Source organism: Actinoplanes sp. ATCC 53533 (genome assembly GCF_003947245.1).
In genome coordinates, this window is sequence record NZ_QHHV01000007.1 from 1 (window position 1) to 20,376 (window position 20,376).

Below are 20,376 nucleotides of genomic sequence, written 5' to 3' on the forward strand. Positions count from 1 at the left end.
CGACGTTCCGCGCACAATTCTGGAGCTTGCCGAAGCCGCTGCCGCTGACGTGCTCGTCATCGGCAACCGCGGGCATGGATCACTGATCAACCTCATGCTCGGCAGTGTCGCCGCTCGTCTGCTCCAGGTCACGTCGTTGCCGATCATCACGGTGCCGTCACGGTCGACGGCGGCAACGCCGCTCACCGACGCCGATGTCGCGGCGGTTTCAACGCGGTCCAGGTTTTAGCCAGGGCAGCCTACGTCGCCGGATCCGAGACCGGATCACCGAAGCGATCGGCCCTGTGACGTCTCGTGGCGGCGTGCGGAGCTTTCGCCAGGTACGGGCGCAGACCGCCGGTACTGGGCGAACACGAATCGGCAGCGGAGCCCGCCAGGGCCGTCCACCGTGTGACCGGTCGCCTCATTGTCGTGTGAGGCAGCGTGGACGAAATGGTGATCAGATGTAGACCAGCCGGGCGCACATGAGCTCCAACCGCCTCGCGCCACGGCGAACAGCTCTAGCGGAGCGCAGGCAGGTGGGAGGCATTCTCGTGAAGGACAAGGGATGAGCGATCCCCGATCGATCGACCCGACGCCGTGGCACACAAATCCGGCCAGCGACGCGGCCCACCATTTCGGGACCGACCTGAATACAGGGATCTCGGCCGTGGATGCTGGGCGCCGGCTGGAGCGGTACGGTCCGAACCGGCTCGCCGAGGCTTCGAGGACGCCGTGGTGGCGGGCGTTCCTGCGACAGTTTCAGGATCTGTTGATCGTGATCCTGCTGGTCGCGGCGGTGGTGTCGTTGCTGGTGAGCCGGGAGTGGGAGACCCCGGCGGCGATCGGGTTCGTCGTGTTGTTGAACGCGGTGATCGGCTTCGCGCAGGAGTCCCGCGCACAGGCGTCGCTGGACGCGTTGCGGCGGATGAGCGTCACCACGGCCACCGTGCGGCGCGACGGGCGGATCATGAGGTTGGACGCCGACGACCTGGTACCCGGCGACGTGGTCGTGGTCGAGCCCGGCGACCGGGTGCCCGCGGACGGCCGGCTGTTTCAGGCGACATCCCTGGAGGTGCAGGAGTCGATGCTCACCGGCGAGGCGCAGCCGGTGGCCAAGTCGGCGTCGGTCGAGGTCGACCAGGATGCAGCCCTCGGGGATCGGGTGAACACCGTCTACATGAACACGGCGGTCACCCGGGGCCGTGGTGAGGTGCTGGTCACCGCGACGGGCATGCGGACTGAGATGGGCCGTATCGCGCACATGCTGCACGGCGCCACGGCCGGGCAGAGCCCGTTGCAGCGTCAGATCAACACGTTGAGCCGCACGCTCGCGATCATCGCCGCGGTCGTCATCGCCGTGGTGTTCATCCTCGGGCTGATGCGTGGGCAACAGTTCAGCGTCCTGTTCGTCACTGCGGTTTCGCTCGCCGTCGCGGCGATCCCGGAAGGCCTGCCGGCGGTGGTCGCGTTCACGCTGGCCATGGGGTACGGGCAGGCTGGCCAGGCGGGGTGCCATCGTGAAGCGGCTGGCGTCGGTGGAGACGCTGGGTAGCACCTCGCAGATCTGTACGGACAAGACCGGCACGCTGACACTCAACCAGATGACCGCCCGCGAGATGCTGCTCGCGGGCCGCCGCTTCACAGCATCCGGTGAGGGCTACCAGACGGACGGGCGGATCCGCACGACCGACGGGTCGCCGCTGCCGGGCACCCTCAACCATGCGCTGCTCGCGATGGCGTTGTGCAGCGACGCGGTGTTGCGCGACGGCGATGTGGTGGGCGACCCGACGGAAGGCGCCCTGGTGGTCCTCGCGGAGAAGGGCGGCATCGACGTCGCGGCGTTGCGTGCCGAACGTCCCCGGATCCTGGAGATCCCGTTCGACTCCGACTACAAGTTCATGGCGACCTTCCACCGCTGGACCGACGACCAGCACGAGGAGGTGGTGCGGTGCTTCGTCAAGGGTGCCCCGGACGTGCTGTCCGCGCGAGCCGACCGTTATCTGGGCGAGTCCGCCGTCGTGGCGTTCGACGCCGCCGCGCAGACCAGGTATGAGCAGGCCAACGGGGGGGCTGGCCGCGCAGGGCATGCGGGTGATGGCTGTCGGCGTGGAGGACTTCCCGGCCGTCGGATTCGACCCGGCCCGAGATCCGAAGGACATGCTCGACCGGCTGGTGCTCGTCGCCCTCGTCGGTATCGTCGACCCGCCGCGTCCCGAAGCGCGCCAGGCCATCGCCGAGTGTCGCGACGCCGGTATCCGGGTGCGGATGATCACCGGTGACCACGCCGTCACGGCTGCCGCCATCGCCGGGGAACTGGGCATCCCCGGGCAGGCTGTGACCGGGGCCGACCTGGACGCGATCGACGACGACGCCGTTCTGGCCCGCCGGCTGGACGACATCGGGGTGGTGGCACGGGTCTCCCCGAGCCACAAGATCCGGATCGTGCGGGTGCTGCAGGACCGCGGCGACGTGGTCGCGATGACCGGCGACGGCGTCAACGACGCCCCCGCGCTGCGCAAGGCCGACATCGGTGTCGCCATGGGAATGACCGGCACGGAGGTGACCAAGGAAGCCGCGACGATGGTGCTGACCGATGACAACTTCGCCACCATCGTCGCCGCTGTCCGCGAGGGCCGCGGCGTGTACGCGAACATCGTCAGCTTCACCCGCTTCCAGGTCTCCACCGCGCTGGGATTCGTCGCGACGTTCCTGATCGCGTCGCTGACCGGCATCGCCGGCGGCGCCCCGTTCACCGCGCTGCAGATCCTGTTCGTCAATCTGGTCATGGACGGACCACCCGCGATGTCGCTCGGTGTCGAACCGGTCAGCGCGGACGCCATGAGCCGGCCGCCGCGACCCCGCCACGAACGGATCCTCAACCGGCAGCGGCTGCTACGCATCGGGCTCGCCAGCACGGTGATGGCCACCGGCACCCTCGCCGTACTGGTGTGGGGCCCCGGACCCGCGCCCACCCCCGGCCAGGCCAGCGTCGCCGGCACCATGGCGTTCGTGACGTTCGTGTTCTTCCAGGCGTTCAACCTGCTCAACGTCCGACACGACACCCGCAGCGTGTTCCGCCGCGAGACGCTTGAGAACCGGTCGGCGTTCGCCGCCACCGCCGTCGTGGTCACCCTTCTGGTCCTGCTCGTCGAGATGGACGTCCTGCACGGCCTGTTCACCACCACCGACCTGACATCCGGGCAATGGCTGACCTGCGCCGCGGTCGGCACCAGCATCCTGATCGCCGGCGAACTGGTCAAGGGCGTCCTGCGCCGCCAGACCCGGCAGACACGCCGGCAGACCACGGAGGTCCCCGCATGAGCAGCGACCCGCTCTTCCCGGTAGGGCCGTGGCTGGTGCGCGAGCCGACATGGAACCCGGATCTGCTGGCCCAGACGGAGTCGGTGTTCGCCCTCTCCAACGGCCATCTCGGGCTGCGCGGCAACCTCGACGAGGGCGAACCGCACGTCATCCCCGGCAGCTATCTCAACGGCGTCTACGAGCAGCGCCCGCTGCCCTACCCCGAGGGCGGCTACGGCTACCCCGAACAGGGACAGACCATCGTCAACGTCACCAACGGCAAACTCATCCGATTGGTCGTGGATGACGAACCGTTCCATGTGGGTCACGGCCGGCTGCTGGCCCACGAACGGGTGCTCGACCTGCGCGCCGGCGTACTGCGCCGCCAGGTCGACTGGGTGTCGCCGGCGGGCCGTCGGGTGCGGATCGGCAGCACCCGGCTGGTGTCCTTCACCCAGCGGGCGGTCGCCGCGATCGACTACACCGTCGAGGCCGTCGACTCGGATCTGCGGATCACCGTGCAGTCGGGCCTGGTCGCCAACGAAGCACAGCCGCAGACCCCCGGCGATCCCCGGGTCGCCGCCGCCCTGGACCGACCCCTCGCGGCCGTGGAACAGGACACCGAGCAGCACGGCGCGGTGCTGCTGCACCGCACCAGGGTCAGCGGCCTGCTGATCGCGGCCGGCATGGACCACGAGATCACCGCACCGGGCGACTACGACGAGGAGACCGACGTCCGCGACGACTGGGCCCGCACCACCGTGGTCACCGTCCTGCGTCCCGGCCAGCGACTGCGTGTCGTCAAGTATCTCGGGTACGGCTGGAGCGCGACCCGCTCACCGCAGGCGCTCCGCGATCAGGCCGCGGCGGCCCTGACCGGCGCCCGATACACCGGCTGGCCGGGCCTGACCGCTGAACAGGGCAGCTACCTGGACCAGTTCTGGGACGCCGCGGACGTCGAGATCGACGGGGACCCGGTGCTGCAGCAGGCGATCCGGTTCGGCCTGTTCCACAGCAGGCGATCCGGTTCGGCCTGTTCCACGTACTGCAGGCCGGCGCCCGCGCCGAGCGGCGGGCCATCGCCGCCAAAGGCCTGACCGGTCCCGGATACGACGGACATGCCTTCTGGGACACCGAAGGCTTCGTCCTGCCGCTGTTGACCTACACCCTGCCGCACGCTGCCGCCGACACGCTGCGCTGGCGGCACACCATCCTCGACCTGGCGCGGAGGCGGGCCCGCACGCTCGGCCTGTCCGGGGCGGCGTTCCCCTGGCGGACCATCCACGGCGAGGAATGCTCAGCGTACTGGCCGGCCGGCACCGCGGCGCTACACCTCAACGCCGTCATCGCCCGCGCGGTCGACCTCTACCGGCAGGTCACCGGCGACACCGACCTGGAACGCGACTGCGGACTCGAGATCCTCGTCGAAACCGCCCGGCTGTGGGCGTCGCACGGCCACCACACCCACGACGGGAGCTGGCACGTCGACGGGGTCACCGGACCGGACGAGTACAGCGCGGTCGCCGACGACAACACCTTCACGAACCTGATGGCCGCCCGGAACCTGCGCGCCGCCGCCGACGCCTGCATCCGCCACCCCGACGACGCCGACCGGCTCGGTGTCGGCCCGGACGAACTGACCAGCTGGCAGACGGCCGCCGACGCCGTATACGTGCCCTACGACGACCGGCTCGGCGTGCACCCTCAGGCCGAGGGATTCACCCGCTACGCACCGTGGGATTTCACCGCCTCCCGCGACCAGCGGCCGCTGATGCTGCATGCCCCGTACTTCCTGCTGTACCGCCGCCAAGTCGTCAAACAAGCCGACCTGGTCCTGGCGATGCACTGGTGCCCGGGCGCGTTCACCGCCGAGCAGAAGGCCCGCAACGTCGACTACTACGAGCGGATCACCGTCCGGACTCCTCGCTGTCCGCGTGTACCCAGTCCGTGATGTGCGCCGAGGTCGGCCACCTGGAACTGGCACACGACTACGCCCGGGAAGCGGCCCTGATCGACCTGCGAGACCTGCACGCCAACACCCGCCACGGTTTGCACATCGCGTCGCTCGCCGGGGCGTGGTCGGCCATCGTCGAGGGTTTCGGCGGGCTGCGCCAGCACCACGGCCTGTTGGCCTTGGCGCCGCGGTTACCCACCGGCATTACCCGGCTGGCCTTCCGGCTCCGGCACAGCGGACTGCGCCTGTTCGTCGACGCCGACCACGAGAAGGTCCAGCTCCGGCTGCGCGACCGATCCGATGCCCGCTTGCCGGTCCTGCTCTACGGCGAACGGGTCGAGGTCGGCCCCGACGAACCGGTGGTGCGCGCCGTCGTACCGCTCGAGCCGCTGCTGCCCGCGCCTCGCCAACCCGCCGGCCGCGCTCCCGACCCGGCGTCGCCGCGTCAGGAAGCGTCTGATGAGGCGTCGTGAGGCACGACCATGACCGGCCGGTGGGCATGGTGCAAGGTCGCCGCCGCCACACTGCCGAGCAGGATCTCGCGTACCGCGGACCTCCCCCGCGAGCCCACGACCACCAGCGCCGCCTGACGCTGACGCGCGTGGCCCGCCAGCGTCTCGGCCACAGTCCGTGCAACGGTGACATGCCGCCTATCCGCCGTCAGCGAGGTCACGTCATGGCCACCGGCAGGCGGCGGGTTCCGGTCGCCCTGGTCGACGCCGGCCAGCTCCAAGGTTCGCGTGGGGAACAGCCGTGTCGCCACCGCGAGTGCAGCCTGCGCACCGACGGAGCCGTCCCATCCGATGATCACCGGCCCGTCGATCAGTGCCGCCCGCTCCGCCATCAGTAGCGGGTGAGCGACGACGAGCACCGGCCGGGACGCGTAGTGCACGACCATGTCGGAGACGCTGCCCAGGACAGCTTTGGCGCCGCCGAGCCCGCGAGATCCGACCAGTACCAGGTCCGGGTCGAGCTTCTCGGCGAGCTGGGTGAACTGCAGGCCCTCGCCGCCGTAGGTGCGCTCGACCAGCGCCTCAGCCTGCCAGCCGGCGCCGACGGCGAGGGTGACACCCATCGCGGCCAGCCGATTCGCCTCTGCTGCTCCCTCCCGCTCGATGGCGTCGACGAACTCGTTGACCGCGGCGGTGCCCTTCCACAACCGTCGCCGCAGCGCCTCGCTCGCGAACGGCGGTGTCCAGAGGTGGCCGATCCAGGCCTGCGCCTCGGGGATCAGGGACGCGCCAACCTCGATCGCCGCGCCGGCAGATAGCGATCCGTCGTAGCCGACGAGGACCCGGGCCGGCGTCTCGGTCAGCGGCCCTGAGCTCGGTTGTGCGGTGCTGGTCATGTGCCGGACTCCTCACTAGTGGTAGGCAGATAGGTCAGGTATGCCTCTGCCGGGGACCTGCTCGACGCGGAGCAGGAACACCAGGGACTCTTCGTCCTGTCCTGTTCTGCCCGTCCGGGCCGGCCACGACGTTGCGGAGCCGGCGCTGGACTGCCTTACGTGTGCGTGCGCGGGCGACCGTGGACCAGGGGTGTCGCTGCCTGTCGGTTGAGAAGCGGATGTCGGCGTGGCGATCGGGTCGGGGACGGCGGCCCTTGTTTGCTTCGAGCCGGTCCCCGGGACGCCGCTGGTCACGGTTGTTCAGGGTGGACGATCATCACTGGGCAGTCGGCGTGGTGCAGGAGTTGTTGGCCGACGGAGCCGAGCAGGCTGCCGACCAGCGCGCCGTGGCCGCGGCTGCCGACGATCAGCAGAGTCGCCTCGCGGGACGCGTCGACCAGGTTCCTCGCCGGACTGCCCGGCTCGATGAGGGTCTGCACCCGCACTGCGGGGTATTTGTCCCGCCACGGCGTCAGCGTCGCGTCGAGGTCGCGGGCCGCGTCTCGCGAGGCCGCGTCCTGGTCGTAGGGCAGCGGTGGCATGTCCATTCCGTACGGTGGCATCGGCACCGGGTAGCTGCGAACCGCGAGCAGCCCGCGGCCGCGCCGCTGCGCCTCGTCGAATCCGAGCGCCAGGGCGCGCTGCGCCGAGGCCGAACCGTCGACGCCGACCATGACCGGGCCGGAGGGGGTTTCACGTTGGCCGCGGACGACGACAACAGGGCCGGTCGCGTGGGTGGCGACCTGCTGGCTGACCGAGCCGAGCAGCAGGCTGGCGAAGCCGCCGCGCCCACGGTTGCCCACCACCAGCAAGGCTGCGGTCCGGCCGGCGTCCAGCAGGACCGAGGCCGGGTCGCCGGTCACGGCAGCACCGGAGACCTCGATGCCCGGCTCCCATGCCCGCGCCTCGGCGACGGCGCCGGCTGCCAGCTGGTCGAACTGTTGCGTGATGACGTCCGGCAGTTCTCCCACACCCCCGAACGCCTCTGGCGGCCCGTTCCATGTGTACGCGGTGAGGATCTTCAGTGGGATGTCGTGTAGTCGGGCCTCGGAGGCGGCCCATCGCACCGCGGTCCGGCTCTGCTCGGAGCCGTCGATGCCGACGACGATGGCGGGGTGTCTCATCTGTGCCTCCAGATCGGAAAACGGTTCCGTTGGTCAGTTGCGCGGCGAACGATGCTCGAGGTTGGTTGCGGTGGCTCGGTGAGCTGAACCGCTGGTTGTTTGGATGACTCTCCTGGCGCGGGGAGTCGCGGCTTGTGTCGTGCCGTCCGGCGCGATCGGTACCGCAACCGGTTGGCTGCCGAACCGACGGGTGCTACGTGGCCACGGTGTCAGGGCAGCCGTGGGGTGTAGCCGCCGCGGTTGTAGGTCAGCCGGGCGACGGCGTGGGTTTGGGTGTCGTCGTTGTCGTCGACGCGGTTGAACTGTTCGGCGACGCGGGTGGCCGCGCAGCCGCAGAAGGAGGTGGCGATGGAGCGTTCCTGCCCGGACGCTTCGACGCCTTGGTCGTTGAACAGGGCGGTGGTGCGGGAGATGGTGGCGATCTGCGCGTAGATGTCGATGGCCGCGTGGGTGAGCCGTTTCTGCTGGCGTTGCTGGTTCTGGATGTCGCTGCCGTGGATGCGCAGCAGCTTCTCGGCCGTGGCACGCAACTGGCCTACCTGCTCGGTGACCCGGTCGCTGTGGCGGGTGAGGGTGGGGTGGGCGGTGTCGAGCCGGTCGGGTCTTAGCCGACGTCGGACGCGGTGGCCGACGTAGTCGGCGAGCACGCCGATGCCGTCGATCGGGTCGGCCAGGTTGAGGCCTCTCAGGTCTGCGACCTCGTCGGCGACGGTTTTCAGCCCGGCGAGGGCGACGAAGGAGCGCAGCACGTCGTTGGAGCCTTCGAAGATGGGGAAGATGCGGCTGTCGCGGAGCGCCTTGGCTGCCGGGGAGTCGGCCATGTAGGCCTCACGATGAGGGCGGCGGACCGGTGCCGGCTTCTGCCGGTTCTCCGGTCGGTGCGGTCACCGCGGTCAGGTCGCCGGTGTCCGGCGCGTTGCGCCGGGCTCGGGTGGTGGCGCCGCGACGGTGGGACTGCCGGGCGCGGACGATCGCGACGGGACTGGACGCGTGGTGCAGGACTCCCTGGCTGGTGGAACCGAGCAGCAGGCCAGTGAACCCGCCGCGGCCACGGGACCCGACGACCGTCAGCGCCGCACCGGCCGATTCGGCGACCAGGACGGCGGCCGGGCGGCCGCGAACCAGTTTCCCCTGCACCGGCACGTCCGGGTACTTGGCGCGGTATCCGGCCAGGACCTCGGTGAGCATATGGGCAGGGCCTTCGTGTCGAGCGTCGGACGCGGCGACCCGCGATGCGTCGGGTGCGGCGGCTGCGGTGCGGTGGGCGTGGATCGCTACCACCCCTATTCCGTGCCGGGCGGCGTGGGTGAAGGCGAAGTCGACGGCCAGGCCCGACGGGTCCGAGTCGTCGACGCCCACCACCACCTGGCCGGCACCGGGTCCGGTGCGGCCATGACCGGTGTCGTTGTCGCGGATGACGACGACGGGGCACGCGGCGTGGGCGGCGGTCTGCACGCCGACGGATCCGACGAGCAGGCCGGTGAATCCGCCGAGGCCGCGGTGGCCGACGACCACAAGGTCCGCGTTGTGCGAGGCGTCGATCAGTGCCGATGCGGGAACGTCCGCCGGCAGGTCGGTGCTGATTCGTAGGGTAGGTGCGGCGGCTTGGGCCCGATCGGCTGCGGCCGACAGGACCTGTTCGGCGGCGTGCTGGAGTCCGGCGTCGGGCGGGCCTACCGCCGGTGGTCCCATCAGTTCGTTGGTCAGCGGCCACTGGAACGCGTGCACGATCCGCAGCGGCCGTCGCCGGGTGACGGCCTCGCGGACGGCCCAGTCCAGGGCGTGCAGGCTGGGTGGGGAGCCGTCGATGCCCACCACGATCGCTGCGGCCGGTTCACTGGTCATGATCTGTTGCTCCTTCCGGAGGCAAGCGGCTGTGTGTCCACCGGTGTGATGTCGTCCAGGGCGATGCCGGGGTCGGCGAGCCGGGCAAGATCGACCGGCTTCCTGCTACGGATCAGGTCCTCGATGTGGGGTGTGACGTCCCAGACGTTGACGTTCATGCCGGCCATCACCCGCCCGCCGGCGGTCCAGAACGCGATGAACTCCCGCTTAGCGAGGTCCCCGCGCACCACGACGGTGTCGTATCCGCCGGGCGGGGCGTAGCCGGTGTACTCCATGCCCAGGTCGTACTGGTCGGTGTAGAAGTAGGGCAGCCGGTCGTAGACGACCTCGGCGCCCAGCATGGACCGGGCGGCGGCCGGACCCGAGTGCAGCGCCGTGGCCCAGTGCTCGACCCGCAGATGCGTGCGGTACACAGGGTGGTAGGCGTTGGCGATATCCCCGGCGGCGTAGACGCGCAGGTCGCTGCTGCGGAGCGCCTGGTCGACGACGACGCCGTTGTCGACGGTCAGTCCTGCCTGCTCGGCGAGCGCGACGTTGGGTCGGACCCCGACGCCGACGACGACCGCGTCGGCTGGCAGTTCGGTACCGTCGCCCAGCACGACCGCGGATACCCGGCCCTGGCCGCGGAAGGCCTGCACGGCGGCGCCGAAGCGGAAGGTGACCCCGTGGTCGCGGTGCAGGTCGGCGAAGACCCGGGCGATGCCCAGCCCGAGCACCCGCAGCAACGGCAGTTCGGAGTGTTCCACGACGGTCACGGTGGCGCCGCGCTGGCGAGCGGCGGCGGCGACCTCCAACCCGATCCAGCCGGCACCGACAACCACCAGGTGGCCGCCGCCGACGAGCGCGGCCGCGATCCGGTCGCTGTCGGCCAGGGTCCGCAACGGCAGCACCCCGTCGAGGTCGGCGCCGGGGACGTCCAAGCGGCGGGGTGTCGCACCGGTGGCCAGCAGCAGCGCGTCGTAGCCGATGCGCTGACCGCCGCCCAGTTCGACCTGCCGGGATCCGCGGTCGACCGCGGATACCTGGGTAGCGGTGCGCAGGTCCACATCATGCGCGGCGTACCAGCCGGGCTCGTGCACGAACACCGACTCACGCTCGGCCGTACCGAGCAGCAGACCCTTGGACAGCGGCGGCCGCTCATAGGGCCGTTCGGGTTCCTCACCGAGCAGCACGATCTCGCCGCCGAAGCCGGACTTCCGCAGCGTCTGCACGGCCTTCGCCCCGGCCAACCCGGCCCCGACGATCACGAACACTTGTGGATCTCTCATCGGCTTCTCTCCTTGCGATGCGTCGTCGTGGCTCGGTCGTCGGTGGCTAAGGCAGCGGTGCGTTCACGGGCCAGCGGCGGTGCCCGCGCTGGCGTTGACGGTGGTAGGAATCGGCCAGGTCGGGGTTCACCCGGTCAGCCGAAGTCGGTGTCGTTCGTTTGGCGATGGTGAGCAGCAGGACCGCGTCCTCCAGGGCTGTCACCGAGTGCCGGACGCCGGGCACGATGACTAACTGACCGGTCGATACGTCGGTGGTGTCGTCGCCGGCCGTGACCCGCACCCGGCCGCGTAGCACCAGCACGGTCGCCTCACCCGGGTTGTCGTGTTCCTCGATCCGTTGGCCGCGGGCCAAGGCGATCACGCTCTGGTAGAGCAGGTGCGGACGCCCGCCATCAATGGTGCGCATATCACGGCGGCTCGACGCGCTGAGCGCGTGGCTCAGCAGTCCATCGGCGAGCGCCGTCAACGACCACTTCTCCATCACCAACTCCTATCCGTGTGGCGAGGCGTAGACACCGGCGCTCGACGGTGTCGCCGCAACCCACCGGTCGTCGCGGTGGCGCCGGGAACGGTGTGACCGCGCTGCTCGGCCGGTCACCGGTGCCGGCTGCGGGTGGCGCCCGGTGAGGGCGGTGAAGACGCCGGTGAGTTCCAGGACCAGGCGGACCTGGCGCTGCGGGTTGACCACCGTGAAGTCGCATCCCCGGCTGACGGCGGTGTTGCAGCCGACTACCAGTGCGCCGATGCCGGCGCAGTCCAGGAACGTCACCCGGGCCAGGTCGACGACCACGGCGATGCGGTCCGATGTGTGCAGGGTGTCCTGAAGGGCTGATCCCAGCGCGTCGACGGCGTCCATGTCCACGTCGCCGGCAGGGGCCAGCGTGACCAGCCCGTCGTCACGGTGATGTCGGGTCAACGAGAAACGCATGAAGGCCTCCAGGCGGTGTGCCGATGTCCTGTCGCGTGCATCGTCGTGCGGTGGCGTTCGTCGCCGGTGTCAGCCGTTCTGGCTGCGCTGACACGGCACGCAGAACCGGGCGTGCGGAAGGATCTCCAGTCGTTGCAGCGCAATGTCGGCCGTGCAGCGTTCGCAGGTGCCGTAGCTGCCCTCGCCCATGCGACGCAGCGCCTGAGCGGTGTCGGACACCGCCTGGCGGGCCGACGCGATGAGCGCGGCGAGCGTGTCGTGGTCGTAGCCGCCGCGGCCCGGCTGCCGGCTGCGCACGGTGAGCTCGGCGAGCTGGTCGGTGCTCCGCTGGAACTGCTCCTCCAACCTGGTGCGGAGCAGGTCGATCGGGTCCTGCACGGTGCTGGTCACCTCAATGGTCCTTTCACAGTTCCGGTAACGGGTGCGGATGCCAACCAACCCCGCACGCAAGTCCGGCTGGGTGGGTGTGGCACTGCCACGGTGCGGGCGTTGGTCATGTACGGCGGCTTCCGCCCGCGATGGCGGGCTGCCGGCTCAGCGCTTAGACCGCGCGTGGCGCGGCGTGGACACCGTGCTCGACGTTCCACAGTCGAGTCCCGCCCCTGTCATGATCGGCGGTCGGTGTCGGATGCGACCGGCGCGTCTCGGGGCACCCGGGCGGTCGAATACCGTTCCCGGGGGCGGGCGGACGCGGCCCGCTGCCAGGGTCAGCATGTGACTTGTCACCGTCGGCCTCCTGGCTCGTTCCAGAACAACCACCCGTCTGTCCAGCCTGTGCCCCGCGGAACGCGATGGCAGCGGGCCGCACCGGCCAACACCAAGGCGCGTGGTTGCCGACCGTCAGCAAGCACGGGACCCTCAGCCACCCGGGCCCTGAGTGCCGCCGCCCGGGCTGCGACCCCGGACAACGGGTACGGCCTGCCCAGGTCCGCCGCCCGCACGGCCTATCGTGCTGAGGTGGTTCGCCGCCCGACTGGGTGACTGGCGTGAGTCAGCTCGGCTGCAGGGTGGCTTCGACGCTGATCCGAGCACCGGTGAACAGCCGTGAGACGGGGCATAATGCGGCCGCCTCGTCCACGACCTTTTGGAAGCCTGCCGCGTCGAGCTGGGGCACCCAGCCGTCCACGCGCAGCGTGGAGGAGACGATGGTCGGTACGCCATCGACGTCGTCCAGGGTTACCGTTGCCGCGACGTTGAGGCGGTCCGGTGGCGTGTGGGCCTTGCCGAGCAGCAGCGCGAGCGCCATCGCGAAGCAGGACGAGTGAGCGGCGCCAACCAATTCCTCGGGACTGGTCTTGCCGCCGGGTTCCGTGCGCGCCGCCCAGGTCACGTCCAGCCCGTCGAGTGCGCCGCTCCCCGAGCGGATCACTCCGCCGCCGGCGGTCAACGAGCCTTCCCAGGTCGTTTCTGCGGTTCGTTGGGCAATACTCATCTGCGACTCCTCGAGTATCGATGCGGGCCAGCGGATCGGACGGTCGCCTACACCACCAATCCCGTCAGGTTTGACTGCTCAGCCCTCGTCGGGTCTGCCGGCGACCCCGTGGACGTGGCCGGCACACGGAAACCCGCACCCGATCATGGCTCGCGTTTCGTGCGGAGCCGCCGGACCGATCCGCTCGCCGTGGTGATCGGCCTCCGCCTGACCCCTTCCGGTGAGACGCCACCAGGTCGAGCTGATGCCGGGGTGAGGCAACCATGTCGTCCGGCGTTGCCGAGACCCGGCAATCTGTCACCGCGGTAGGTGCTGGCCACAGACCTGTCCCGCGAGGAGGGCATGGCGCGAGCATTGGCGATGACACCTCGCACTGCGGTCGTTGTGGTGACCGCGAGCGATCCACATCGAGGAGGACCCATGGAAAGGCAGGTAAGGCTTCGCCGGGTCTACGATGATCCCTCGTCCGATGACGGCGCCCGGGTGCTGGTCGACCGGGTGTGGCCACGCGGTCTGACCAAGGCTGCGGTCCATCTCGACGAGTGGGTGAAGGACATCGCGCCGTCCACGCCGCTGCGCCGCTGGTACGGACACCGACCGGAACGGTTCACCGAGTTCCGGGACCGCTACCTGGTCGAACTCCGCGACGCCCGACCAGCAGCCGCCCTCGACCGGCTCCGGGAACTGGCCCGCACGAGGACCGTCACGCTGCTGACGGCCACCCGAGACGTCGAGCGCAGCCAGGCAGCCGTCCTCAGTGACCTTCTGCGCGCCGCCCGAACAGCCCGTGACCCGGCGCCGGAGGCGCTTGCTTCGACCTCACGCCGCCGCCGGGTGAACGTCGGCGGTCCGCCGCATACGGACGCTCAGGAGGCCCGAGCATGAGACACGAGACGACGGCGGTCGACCGGCTGCCCTGTGTCGCGTTCACCGACGCCGCTACCGCGGCCGGGAACGCGCCGTCGATTCTCAACACCCAACCGTGGCTGTGGCGGGTACACCCGGAACGACTGGACCTGTTCGCCGCCCGCAGCCGCCAGCTGACGGCCGGAGACCCTCAGGGCCGGCAGCTGATGCTCAGCTGCGGGGCCGCCCTGCACCACGCCCGGATCGCACTCGCTGCTGACGGCTGGTCGGCGCACGTTACCCGGTTCCCGCAAGCAAGCAATCCGGACCTGCTGGCCACGCTCGTGGTGCACGGCCGGACTCCGGTGACGATGGAGGCGCTGCGCCTGGCGCACGCGATGCGCATCCGGCACACCGACCGGCGGCCAGTGAGCGAGCGGTCCATACCCGAGGTGGGGTTGCGGGCCGTCGCGGCCGCGGCCTGCGTGGAAGGCAGCCTGCACATCCTCTCCTCCGACAACGTGGCGGACCTGGGTTCCGCGGCAGGCCGGGCCGCGGCGGTGGAAGCCGGCGACCCGCAGATCGCCGCGGAGCTGACGTACTGGGCCGGCCGTGCCCGGCTGTCGGGCGCCGGCCTCCCCGCCAGTGTGCTGCCCGAGCACCCCACGCAGACCACCGTGCCCAGCCGCGACTTCGGTCGGCACGGGACACTGCCGGTCGGCGCCGGGCACGACCGGGCCGCGGTCTACGCGCTGCTGTTCGGCGACGGTGACGGACCGCAGGACTGGTTGCGTGCCGGAGAGGCGCTGTCCGCGGCCTGGCTGACCGCGACCACCATCGGCGTGTCGGTGGTGCCGCTCAGCGGTGTCGTCGAGGTCGCCGCCAGCTGGCACATCCTGCGGCACCTGCTCGCCGGCCTCGGCCATCCGTACCTCGCCCTGCGGCTGGGGATCGCCGATCCGGAACAGCACGGGCCGCCACCGCGAACACCGCGGCTTGCTGTCACGCAGGTGATCGACACCTCAGCGGTACCGGCGGACCAGCTCTGATCCCACGCGCACCGGGAGTCGCCACTCATCGACACCAGATCTCTTGGCCTCGACGCGTTTCGCCCGAGGTGCGTACGTGCGTAGCCGGGTTCAGCGGTAGCTCGAGTCCGCCGTCCCGCTCAACCGTTACGAAGGCGACCGATGGGAGATCCTTCGATGCAGTACGCACGCGACGGCGCGATGTCCGCTCTGATCCTTGGTTTCTTCGCGTCCTGCTGGTTCGGATGGGCGCAGGAGAAGCCCCCGCCGGTGTGGCGGTCGCTGCTGATCGTGGGCGCGGTGCTGAGTCTGATCGTCGCCGTGGTCGGTGCGGTGTACGCGTGGCGGAATTGGTCAGGTGGTTCGGCGCTGGGTGAACCGGGCGCCATGCGCCGGTACGGCATCATCGTCGGCGTCGAGTTCGCCATCGCCGCGGTAGGCGCCGCCGTGATCGCCCTCTGCGGAGGCGGCGAGTACATCGCCGCGTGGGTCTGCCTGGTGGTAGGCGTTCACTTCTGGCCGATGGCACCGGTCCTGAAAAGCCCGTCCCTGATAGCACTGGGGGCGCTGTTGACTGGTGTCGCGGTCGTAGCCGTCCTCGTCTCCCGAACTACCGCCGTCGCCACGAGTGCCATCACGGGTGCGGGGGCCGGGCTGGCCCTACTCGGCTTTGCCAGCTGGGCTGCGCTGTCGGCCATCGCGTAGTCCGAGCAAACCGAAACTGCGACTACGCCGCCGAGCGGACTCCACCGGTGAGTTCTGCGGGACAGACAATGACAGCAGCGGTGAGGTGCGCTCATCCAGGAGGTACGGACGCGACCACCGTGGTACGGGCGCGTCGGTGGCATCCATCAACGGTGTCGCCCCAGGTCGCCGGCAACGGGCACCCGCGCGATGTCTGCCGACCCGGCCTTCTTATTTGGTGAGTCCAGCGTCATCGCCGGTGCCGCCACGCGCGACAGGCCGGCTGGCTGGCCGGCGTCGGCCGCACCGACCGCCTTGGTTTGCGCGGGCGAGCATCTCGAGCCGTGTTGCTGCAGCGTACTGCGACCGGACGGGCCGGGGGTTGACCTCGGCGCCGCTGGTCGTCGCATGGAGCGTTGACTATGGGCGTCCTCAGTGTCCGCCGGCAGCCGATCAGTGACCGGCTGGCTCGCGTCGGTCCTTGCCGGGACGCCGTCGTGCCCTCCAGACGGCGAAGGCATTGCCCGACGCGTCGGCGGCGCCGGCTCCTTCCCAGCGTCGAGGGATCGTGGGGAGACGCGTAGCGAGGAAACGCGGGCGAGCGACCGCCCTCTGTGAAAACACGACGGAGTCAGGTAGGGCGGTCATCGGGTGCCGCTGGTGCTGGACGGACGAGGGGCGTGGTCAGTTGCCGCTTACGGTACATGGGCACGGTGCCTGCGTTCGCGCTGCTCCCGGCTGTAGCGCTTACGGCGTTCCAGATCGTGCTTCCATCCCTCGCGCGCAGCTGGTTCGGTGCCATCGACTGCCTTGCTGACCTGGGCAGGCCCGAGCAGATACCGGAAGGACCAGTCATCGAAGGTCCGGTGGAACCAGCGCAGGAACCGGCTCAGCTTCCGGCCGTCCTTGTTCTTCAGCATGACTATCAGCCTCCTTGACGCGCCGCAAGCCTTGAGAGGTTTCTCGGCGCGCTAACTCCACCTACAGTATTGGGCTTGCACGGTAACGGCGGATAGGGCTGACGGCGGCGATAGACGGAGTCGGACCTTGCCGGGTTTCGGCAAGGTTCGTCGCAGATTCCAAAAGGTCTGATCCCTCGTGACGTGCGTTCAGACCGTGGTAGCCAATTCGGCGGTCGGGCGCTTCGGCGTGGCGCGCCACTGTTCGGAGCCGAAGACCTCGTAGCGGATCTGGTCGTCGCTGATCCCGCGGCGGTGCAGCCCGGCTCGGACGGTCTGCATGAACGGCACCGGGCCGCACAGGTAGACCTCGGCGTCGGGGTGCAGCGGGATGATGTCGGTGTCGACGAAACCCTGGTACGCGCCCGGGGCGTCGCTCGTCTGCTCGTACCAGACGAAGGTGGTGCAGGACGTCAGCCGCGAGCCGTAGCCGGCCATGTCCAGCCGCAGCGGGTGGCGATCGGGGTGGCGGTCGGCGTGCACGATCGTGACCTGGCGGGTGGGCTGGGTGCGGGCCACGTGGTCGAGGATCGCGGCCATCGGGGTGACGCCCACTCCGGCGCTGACCAGCACGAGCGGCGCCGCGCTGTTGCGCAGGGTGAGGTCGCCGTACGGCTGGCTCAGCCGCAGCCGGTCGCCGGCGCCGACCCGGTCGTGCAGGTAGCCCGAGACCACGCCGTCCGGGGCGCCGTCGCTGCCGCGTACCCGCCGTACGGTGATCCGCAGGGTGCCGCCGGTGGCCGCCTGGGAGAGCGAGTACTGCCGGAGCTGGCGGCTGCCGTCAGGCAGGTCGGCCGCGACGGTCACATACTGGCCTGGCAGGAAGGCGGGGGCCGGAAGGCCGTCGACCGGGGTCAGGATGAACGACATCGTGTCGTGCGCCTCGGCGATCTTCTTCGCCACCAGGTAATCGCGCCACGGGTCGGCGCCGTCCACCCCGGCCTCGGCATAGAGCCGCGCCTCGCGGCCGATCAGCCGGGCGGCGAAGAGCCAGTAGACCTCGTCCCAGGCGGCGGCGACCGCGGGGGTGACCGCGTCGCCGAGCGTCGCGGTCACCGCCCTCATCAGGTAGCGTCCGACCATTGTGTACTGCTCCGGGCGGATGCCCAGGGCGCAGTGTCGCTGGGCGATGCGTTCCACGATGTGGTCGAAGACCGCGGCCTCCGGGCCCGCGCCGACCAGGTGCGCGGCGAAGGCGGCGACCGCGCCGGCCAGGGCGCTGCGCTGCTCGCCGGTGGCCTGCGCGCTGCGGCTGAACAGGTCGAGCAGCTCCGGATTCTCGCCGAGCATCGTGTCGTAGAAGGTGCCGGAGATCTGGTCGAGGTGCCTGCCGACGACCGGCAGGGTGGCCTCGATGACCGGGGTGCTGGTGGCAGAGAGCATCGGTTTCTCCTGGTGACAGTGGGTCGGTCAGGGCCGGCCGAGGCTGAGCAGCACCTGCCGGGTGGGCGGGGCGCTCAGCTCGCCGACGGTGATCGGGTCGAGGGTGGCGTAGAACGCCTCCTGGGCGCGGCGCAGCGCTGCGCGCAGCAGGCAGGCCTGACGCAGCGGGCAGGGCGGCTCGCCCTCGCAGTCGACGACCTCGGTCTCGCCCTCCAAGGTCCGGACGAGGCCGCCGATCGAGGCGGTGCGCGCGGCAGCGACGAGGCGAACCCCGCCGCTGCGACCCCGAACGGTCTCCAGCAGCCCCAGATGCTGCAGCCGCTGCACCACCTTGGCCAGGTGGTGCCGGGGCACCGCGAGCGACTCGGCCAGCTCGTCGATGGTGAGCCGGTCGTCGCGCACCGCACAGAGCATGAGGATGCGAAGACTGATGTCCGTGGATCTGTTGAGCCGCACGACACGACCTTACCGATAACAGGACTCTTAGAATCCTCTTTATGAGCGGCGTCACGGTGATGGGACCCGAAGGCCCGACGGTCGCTGGGATGTGCCGTCGCCGGGACCCCGCCCGGCGGTGGATGGACTGCGTGAGGTGATCATCGTCGGATGGCTTTGGTCTCGCCCCGCATCGATGCTCCCGACGAATGCGCCGACCGCCAGCCTCAAACCTGGAAACCTGGCCGGGGCGGCGCTGTTGCCCCCGCCCCGGCAACCGCGATCGTGTAGGGATTCTCGTCCTGTACCACGTCGACGCTGCCGGCGATCCCGCTGCGAACCGCCACCGCCCGGTGCCGGACGTTGTCGCGCAACGCTGCCCCGGCCCGCTCGGCGCGGTACTCGTCGGCCCACCGCTGCCCCACACTGATCGCGAGGATAACCGCGATGACCACGAGCGTCGGTGTGCTCACCGACGAAGTACGACACGACGGCCGCGGCAATCAGCAGCCCCAGCAGAGCCGAACGCCGTTGCCGGATCAGCACCACGAACGCCGACACCCCGATGGGTGCACCCAGCTTTCAGAGCGACCTGCGCCCGGCGACGGGCCGCCTCATCGTCGGCCAGCCCGGTCGCGGCACTGACGAGACGGCCGGAGATGTCGGCAGCCGAGTCGGCGGCAGCCTCAGCGACGCCAACGAGCGGGGCGGTCATGCGATCCGGCCCCGACGCCCAGCAGGCCCTGTCCGAGGACCAGGTGGCCCTGCTGCGCGTGAACGGGCCGACCCGCATTGGCTGACGTGGCCGTTGTCGCTTCCGACCAGTCGTGCTTGCTGGCTGGTCGTCTGCGTGGCTGCAGAGGTCATAGCGTGCCGTTGGCGCGCAGTTTGTCCAGTAGCAGGTGGAAGTAGACGAGGCCCTCGTAGGGATGCCACGGGGTTGTCAACTGGCGGATAGATTCGTAGGTCGGCTTTCCGGCGAGGTGGAACAAGCGTTGCAGGTTGTTCTGTGCGCCGACGTCGTCGCCCGGGAAGGTGTCCAGCCGTCCGAGTCCTCGCAGCAGTACATACTCCGCGGACCACCGGCCGATGCCGTGTATGCGCGACAGCGCGGCGACAGCCTGGTCGTTGTTCAAGCCCTCGAGCCGCTCCAGGTCCACACTCGTGTCGACGACATGGGCGGCGAGCTGCTGGATCGCTCGCGCCTTCTGGCGGCTGAATCCGAGCTCGCGGATCGTTTCCTCGCCCACGTCGGCCAGGTCGGCCGCTGCAGGGAACGCGTGTAGCAGACGATCGTGATCAACGAGGTGCGGCCCGAATCGCTGCGACAACCGGTTCAGCACGATGATCCCCAGATCCAGGGTCACTTGCTGGCAGGCGATCGCATTGACCAGTCCCTCGAAGACGGTCGGGAAGCGAGGCGGGCGCAGCCCGCGGAACCGCTGCACCAGCGGACCGATGACAGGGTCGTCGTCGGCCAGCTCGTAGAAGGGCCGAAGATCGACCGATAGCCCGAACATCTTCTGGACGAGCAGGCCGGCCTCGTTCAAGGACCGCTCGCCGATGGGTGTTGCCGATTCCACGGTGACGGTCAGCGTCGGTTCGACTCCGGTCGTCGCCTGAACGGCTGTCAGCCGTGCGGGGTGTCCGTCGGCGATGATGACGCGGCTGTACTGGCCGTCGTCCCACCGGTCGACGGTGTTCTTCCGGCGTCGTCGCAACGCCCAGGCCGTCAGGTCCAGCCGAAATGGATGGGGCGCAGGCAGAACAATCGTGGCTTGAGCCATATCGGGTCTCGAATACTGTAGCGGCGGGCTGCGG

The 20,376-nt window shown here is 70.0% G+C and carries 21 protein-coding genes and 1 pseudogene; 8 read left to right on the top strand and 14 right to left on the bottom strand.

Annotated elements, in window-relative coordinates; translation table 11 throughout:
- The 5 genes and pseudogenes from DMB66_RS02460 to DMB66_RS02480 form a co-directional block, all read left to right on the top strand.
- The coding region (locus tag DMB66_RS02460) for a universal stress protein (RefSeq protein ID WP_148112714.1) at nt 1–229 on the top strand (229 nt) is incomplete at its 5' end.
- 318 nt (nt 230–547) lie between these two features.
- Nucleotides 548–1,534, top strand: a complete 987-nt coding sequence (locus tag DMB66_RS02465) for an HAD-IC family P-type ATPase (protein ID WP_125802350.1) — start codon at nt 548–550, stop codon at nt 1,532–1,534.
- Nucleotides 1,500–2,261, top strand: a complete 762-nt coding sequence (locus DMB66_RS63430) for a hypothetical protein (protein ID WP_125802351.1) — start codon at nt 1,500–1,502, stop codon at nt 2,259–2,261. The genes DMB66_RS02465 and DMB66_RS63430 overlap by 35 nt, the downstream gene beginning before the upstream one ends.
- Nucleotides 2,155–3,303: an HAD-IC family P-type ATPase gene (locus tag DMB66_RS02475; RefSeq protein WP_233624248.1), complete on the top strand. Its 1,149-nt coding sequence runs from the start codon at nt 2,155–2,157 to the stop codon at nt 3,301–3,303. Before DMB66_RS63430 ends, DMB66_RS02475 begins: the two co-directional genes overlap by 107 nt.
- A pseudogene (locus DMB66_RS02480) lies at nt 3,300–5,709 on the top strand (glycoside hydrolase family 65 protein). The gene DMB66_RS02475 and the pseudogene DMB66_RS02480 overlap by 4 nt, the downstream one beginning before the upstream one ends.
- On the opposite strand, the gene DMB66_RS02485 reads toward DMB66_RS02480, so the two are convergent.
- From DMB66_RS02485 to DMB66_RS02525, 9 genes are all read right to left on the bottom strand, one after another.
- Nucleotides 5,682–6,551 carry a universal stress protein gene (locus DMB66_RS02485; RefSeq protein ID WP_370318327.1) on the bottom strand — a complete coding sequence of 290 codons (870 nt, stop codon included), beginning with the start codon at nt 6,549–6,551 and terminating at the stop codon, nt 5,682–5,684. The pseudogene DMB66_RS02480 and the gene DMB66_RS02485 overlap by 28 nt on opposite strands.
- A gap of 323 nt (nt 6,552–6,874) precedes the next feature.
- Complete coding sequence (locus DMB66_RS02490; protein WP_125802354.1) at nt 6,875–7,747, bottom strand: universal stress protein; 873 nt, start codon at nt 7,745–7,747, stop codon at nt 6,875–6,877.
- A 209-nt stretch (nt 7,748–7,956) separates the two neighbouring features.
- On the bottom strand, nt 7,957–8,568 hold the full coding sequence (locus DMB66_RS02495) for a hypothetical protein (protein ID WP_125802355.1): 612 nt from the start codon (nt 8,566–8,568) through the stop codon (nt 7,957–7,959).
- 7 nt (nt 8,569–8,575) lie between these two features.
- Nucleotides 8,576–9,592, bottom strand: a complete 1,017-nt coding sequence (locus DMB66_RS02500; protein ID WP_125802356.1) for a universal stress protein — start codon at nt 9,590–9,592, stop codon at nt 8,576–8,578.
- A complete protein-coding gene (locus DMB66_RS02505; protein WP_125802357.1) occupies nt 9,589–10,860 on the bottom strand; it encodes an NAD(P)/FAD-dependent oxidoreductase in 1,272 nt (423 codons plus the stop codon). The genes DMB66_RS02500 and DMB66_RS02505 overlap by 4 nt, the downstream gene beginning before the upstream one ends.
- A gap of 46 nt (nt 10,861–10,906) precedes the next feature.
- Nucleotides 10,907–11,326, bottom strand: coding sequence for a cupin domain-containing protein (locus DMB66_RS02510; RefSeq protein ID WP_233624244.1), 420 nt, complete (start codon nt 11,324–11,326; stop codon nt 10,907–10,909).
- 24 nt (nt 11,327–11,350) lie between these two features.
- Nucleotides 11,351–11,788, bottom strand: coding sequence for an STAS domain-containing protein (locus tag DMB66_RS02515; RefSeq protein ID WP_125802359.1), 438 nt, complete (start codon nt 11,786–11,788; stop codon nt 11,351–11,353).
- 69 nt (nt 11,789–11,857) lie between these two features.
- On the bottom strand, nt 11,858–12,178 hold the full coding sequence (locus DMB66_RS02520) for a TraR/DksA C4-type zinc finger protein (RefSeq protein WP_233624245.1): 321 nt from the start codon (nt 12,176–12,178) through the stop codon (nt 11,858–11,860).
- A gap of 601 nt (nt 12,179–12,779) precedes the next feature.
- Nucleotides 12,780–13,220: an OsmC family peroxiredoxin gene (locus DMB66_RS02525; RefSeq protein WP_125802360.1), complete on the bottom strand. Its 441-nt coding sequence runs from the start codon at nt 13,218–13,220 to the stop codon at nt 12,780–12,782.
- Nucleotides 13,221–13,640: 420 nt separating this feature from the next.
- Here DMB66_RS02525 and DMB66_RS02530 point away from each other — a divergent pair, with 420 nt between their 5' ends.
- The 3 genes from DMB66_RS02530 (at nt 13,641) to DMB66_RS02540 (ending at nt 15,799) form a co-directional block, all read left to right on the top strand.
- A complete protein-coding gene (locus DMB66_RS02530) occupies nt 13,641–14,105 on the top strand; it encodes a DUF488 domain-containing protein (protein WP_125802361.1) in 465 nt (154 codons plus the stop codon).
- Nucleotides 14,102–15,115 carry a nitroreductase gene (locus DMB66_RS02535; RefSeq protein ID WP_125802362.1) on the top strand — a complete coding sequence of 338 codons (1,014 nt, stop codon included), beginning with the start codon at nt 14,102–14,104 and terminating at the stop codon, nt 15,113–15,115. Before DMB66_RS02530 ends, DMB66_RS02535 begins: the two co-directional genes overlap by 4 nt.
- A 156-nt stretch (nt 15,116–15,271) precedes the next feature.
- A complete protein-coding gene (locus DMB66_RS02540) occupies nt 15,272–15,799 on the top strand; it encodes a hypothetical protein (RefSeq protein ID WP_125802363.1) in 528 nt (175 codons plus the stop codon).
- A gap of 674 nt (nt 15,800–16,473) precedes the next feature.
- Here DMB66_RS02540 and DMB66_RS02545 read toward each other — a convergent pair.
- The 5 genes from DMB66_RS02545 to DMB66_RS02565 all read right to left on the bottom strand — a co-directional run bounded on the left by DMB66_RS02545 (nt 16,474) and on the right by DMB66_RS02565 (nt 20,342).
- Entirely contained in the window at nt 16,474–16,698 is a 225-nt protein-coding gene (locus tag DMB66_RS02545) for a hypothetical protein (protein ID WP_233624246.1), read from the bottom strand.
- A gap of 189 nt (nt 16,699–16,887) precedes the next feature.
- The gene (locus DMB66_RS02550) at nt 16,888–18,120 is read right to left on the bottom strand and encodes a globin domain-containing protein (RefSeq protein ID WP_125802364.1); all 1,233 of its coding nucleotides are present in this window, start codon (nt 18,118–18,120) and stop codon (nt 16,888–16,890) included.
- A gap of 27 nt (nt 18,121–18,147) precedes the next feature.
- On the bottom strand, nt 18,148–18,576 hold the full coding sequence (locus tag DMB66_RS02555; RefSeq protein WP_125802365.1) for an Rrf2 family transcriptional regulator: 429 nt from the start codon (nt 18,574–18,576) through the stop codon (nt 18,148–18,150).
- A gap of 206 nt (nt 18,577–18,782) precedes the next feature.
- The gene (locus tag DMB66_RS02560) at nt 18,783–19,028 is read right to left on the bottom strand and encodes a hypothetical protein (RefSeq protein WP_125802366.1); all 246 of its coding nucleotides are present in this window, start codon (nt 19,026–19,028) and stop codon (nt 18,783–18,785) included.
- A gap of 390 nt (nt 19,029–19,418) precedes the next feature.
- Nucleotides 19,419–20,342 carry a DNA-3-methyladenine glycosylase gene (locus tag DMB66_RS02565; protein WP_125802367.1) on the bottom strand — a complete coding sequence of 308 codons (924 nt, stop codon included), beginning with the start codon at nt 20,340–20,342 and terminating at the stop codon, nt 19,419–19,421.
- Nucleotides 20,343–20,376 lie beyond the last annotated feature (34 nt).

Bases quoted from the DNA above. Each gene is read 5' to 3' on its own strand.
- DMB66_RS02465 (WP_125802350.1), top strand. From the start codon at position 548: ATGAGCGATCCCCGATCGATCGACCCGACGCCGTGGCACACAAATCCG.
- DMB66_RS02490 (WP_125802354.1), bottom strand. From the start codon at position 7,747: ATGAGACACCCCGCCATCGTCGTCGGCATCGACGGCTCCGAGCAGAGC.
- DMB66_RS02495 (WP_125802355.1), bottom strand. From the start codon at position 8,568: ATGGCCGACTCCCCGGCAGCCAAGGCGCTCCGCGACAGCCGCATCTTC.
- DMB66_RS02500 (WP_125802356.1), bottom strand. From the start codon at position 9,592: ATGACCAGTGAACCGGCCGCAGCGATCGTGGTGGGCATCGACGGCTCC.
- DMB66_RS02505 (WP_125802357.1), bottom strand. From the start codon at position 10,860: ATGAGAGATCCACAAGTGTTCGTGATCGTCGGGGCCGGGTTGGCCGGG.
- DMB66_RS02515 (WP_125802359.1), bottom strand. From the start codon at position 11,788: ATGCGTTTCTCGTTGACCCGACATCACCGTGACGACGGGCTGGTCACG.
- DMB66_RS02525 (WP_125802360.1), bottom strand. From the start codon at position 13,220: ATGAGTATTGCCCAACGAACCGCAGAAACGACCTGGGAAGGCTCGTTG.
- DMB66_RS02530 (WP_125802361.1), top strand. From the start codon at position 13,641: ATGGAAAGGCAGGTAAGGCTTCGCCGGGTCTACGATGATCCCTCGTCC.
- DMB66_RS02535 (WP_125802362.1), top strand. From the start codon at position 14,102: ATGAGACACGAGACGACGGCGGTCGACCGGCTGCCCTGTGTCGCGTTC.
- DMB66_RS02540 (WP_125802363.1), top strand. From the start codon at position 15,272: ATGCAGTACGCACGCGACGGCGCGATGTCCGCTCTGATCCTTGGTTTC.
- DMB66_RS02545 (WP_233624246.1), bottom strand. From the start codon at position 16,698: ATGCTGAAGAACAAGGACGGCCGGAAGCTGAGCCGGTTCCTGCGCTGG.
- DMB66_RS02550 (WP_125802364.1), bottom strand. From the start codon at position 18,120: ATGCTCTCTGCCACCAGCACCCCGGTCATCGAGGCCACCCTGCCGGTC.
- DMB66_RS02565 (WP_125802367.1), bottom strand. From the start codon at position 20,342: ATGGCTCAAGCCACGATTGTTCTGCCTGCGCCCCATCCATTTCGGCTG.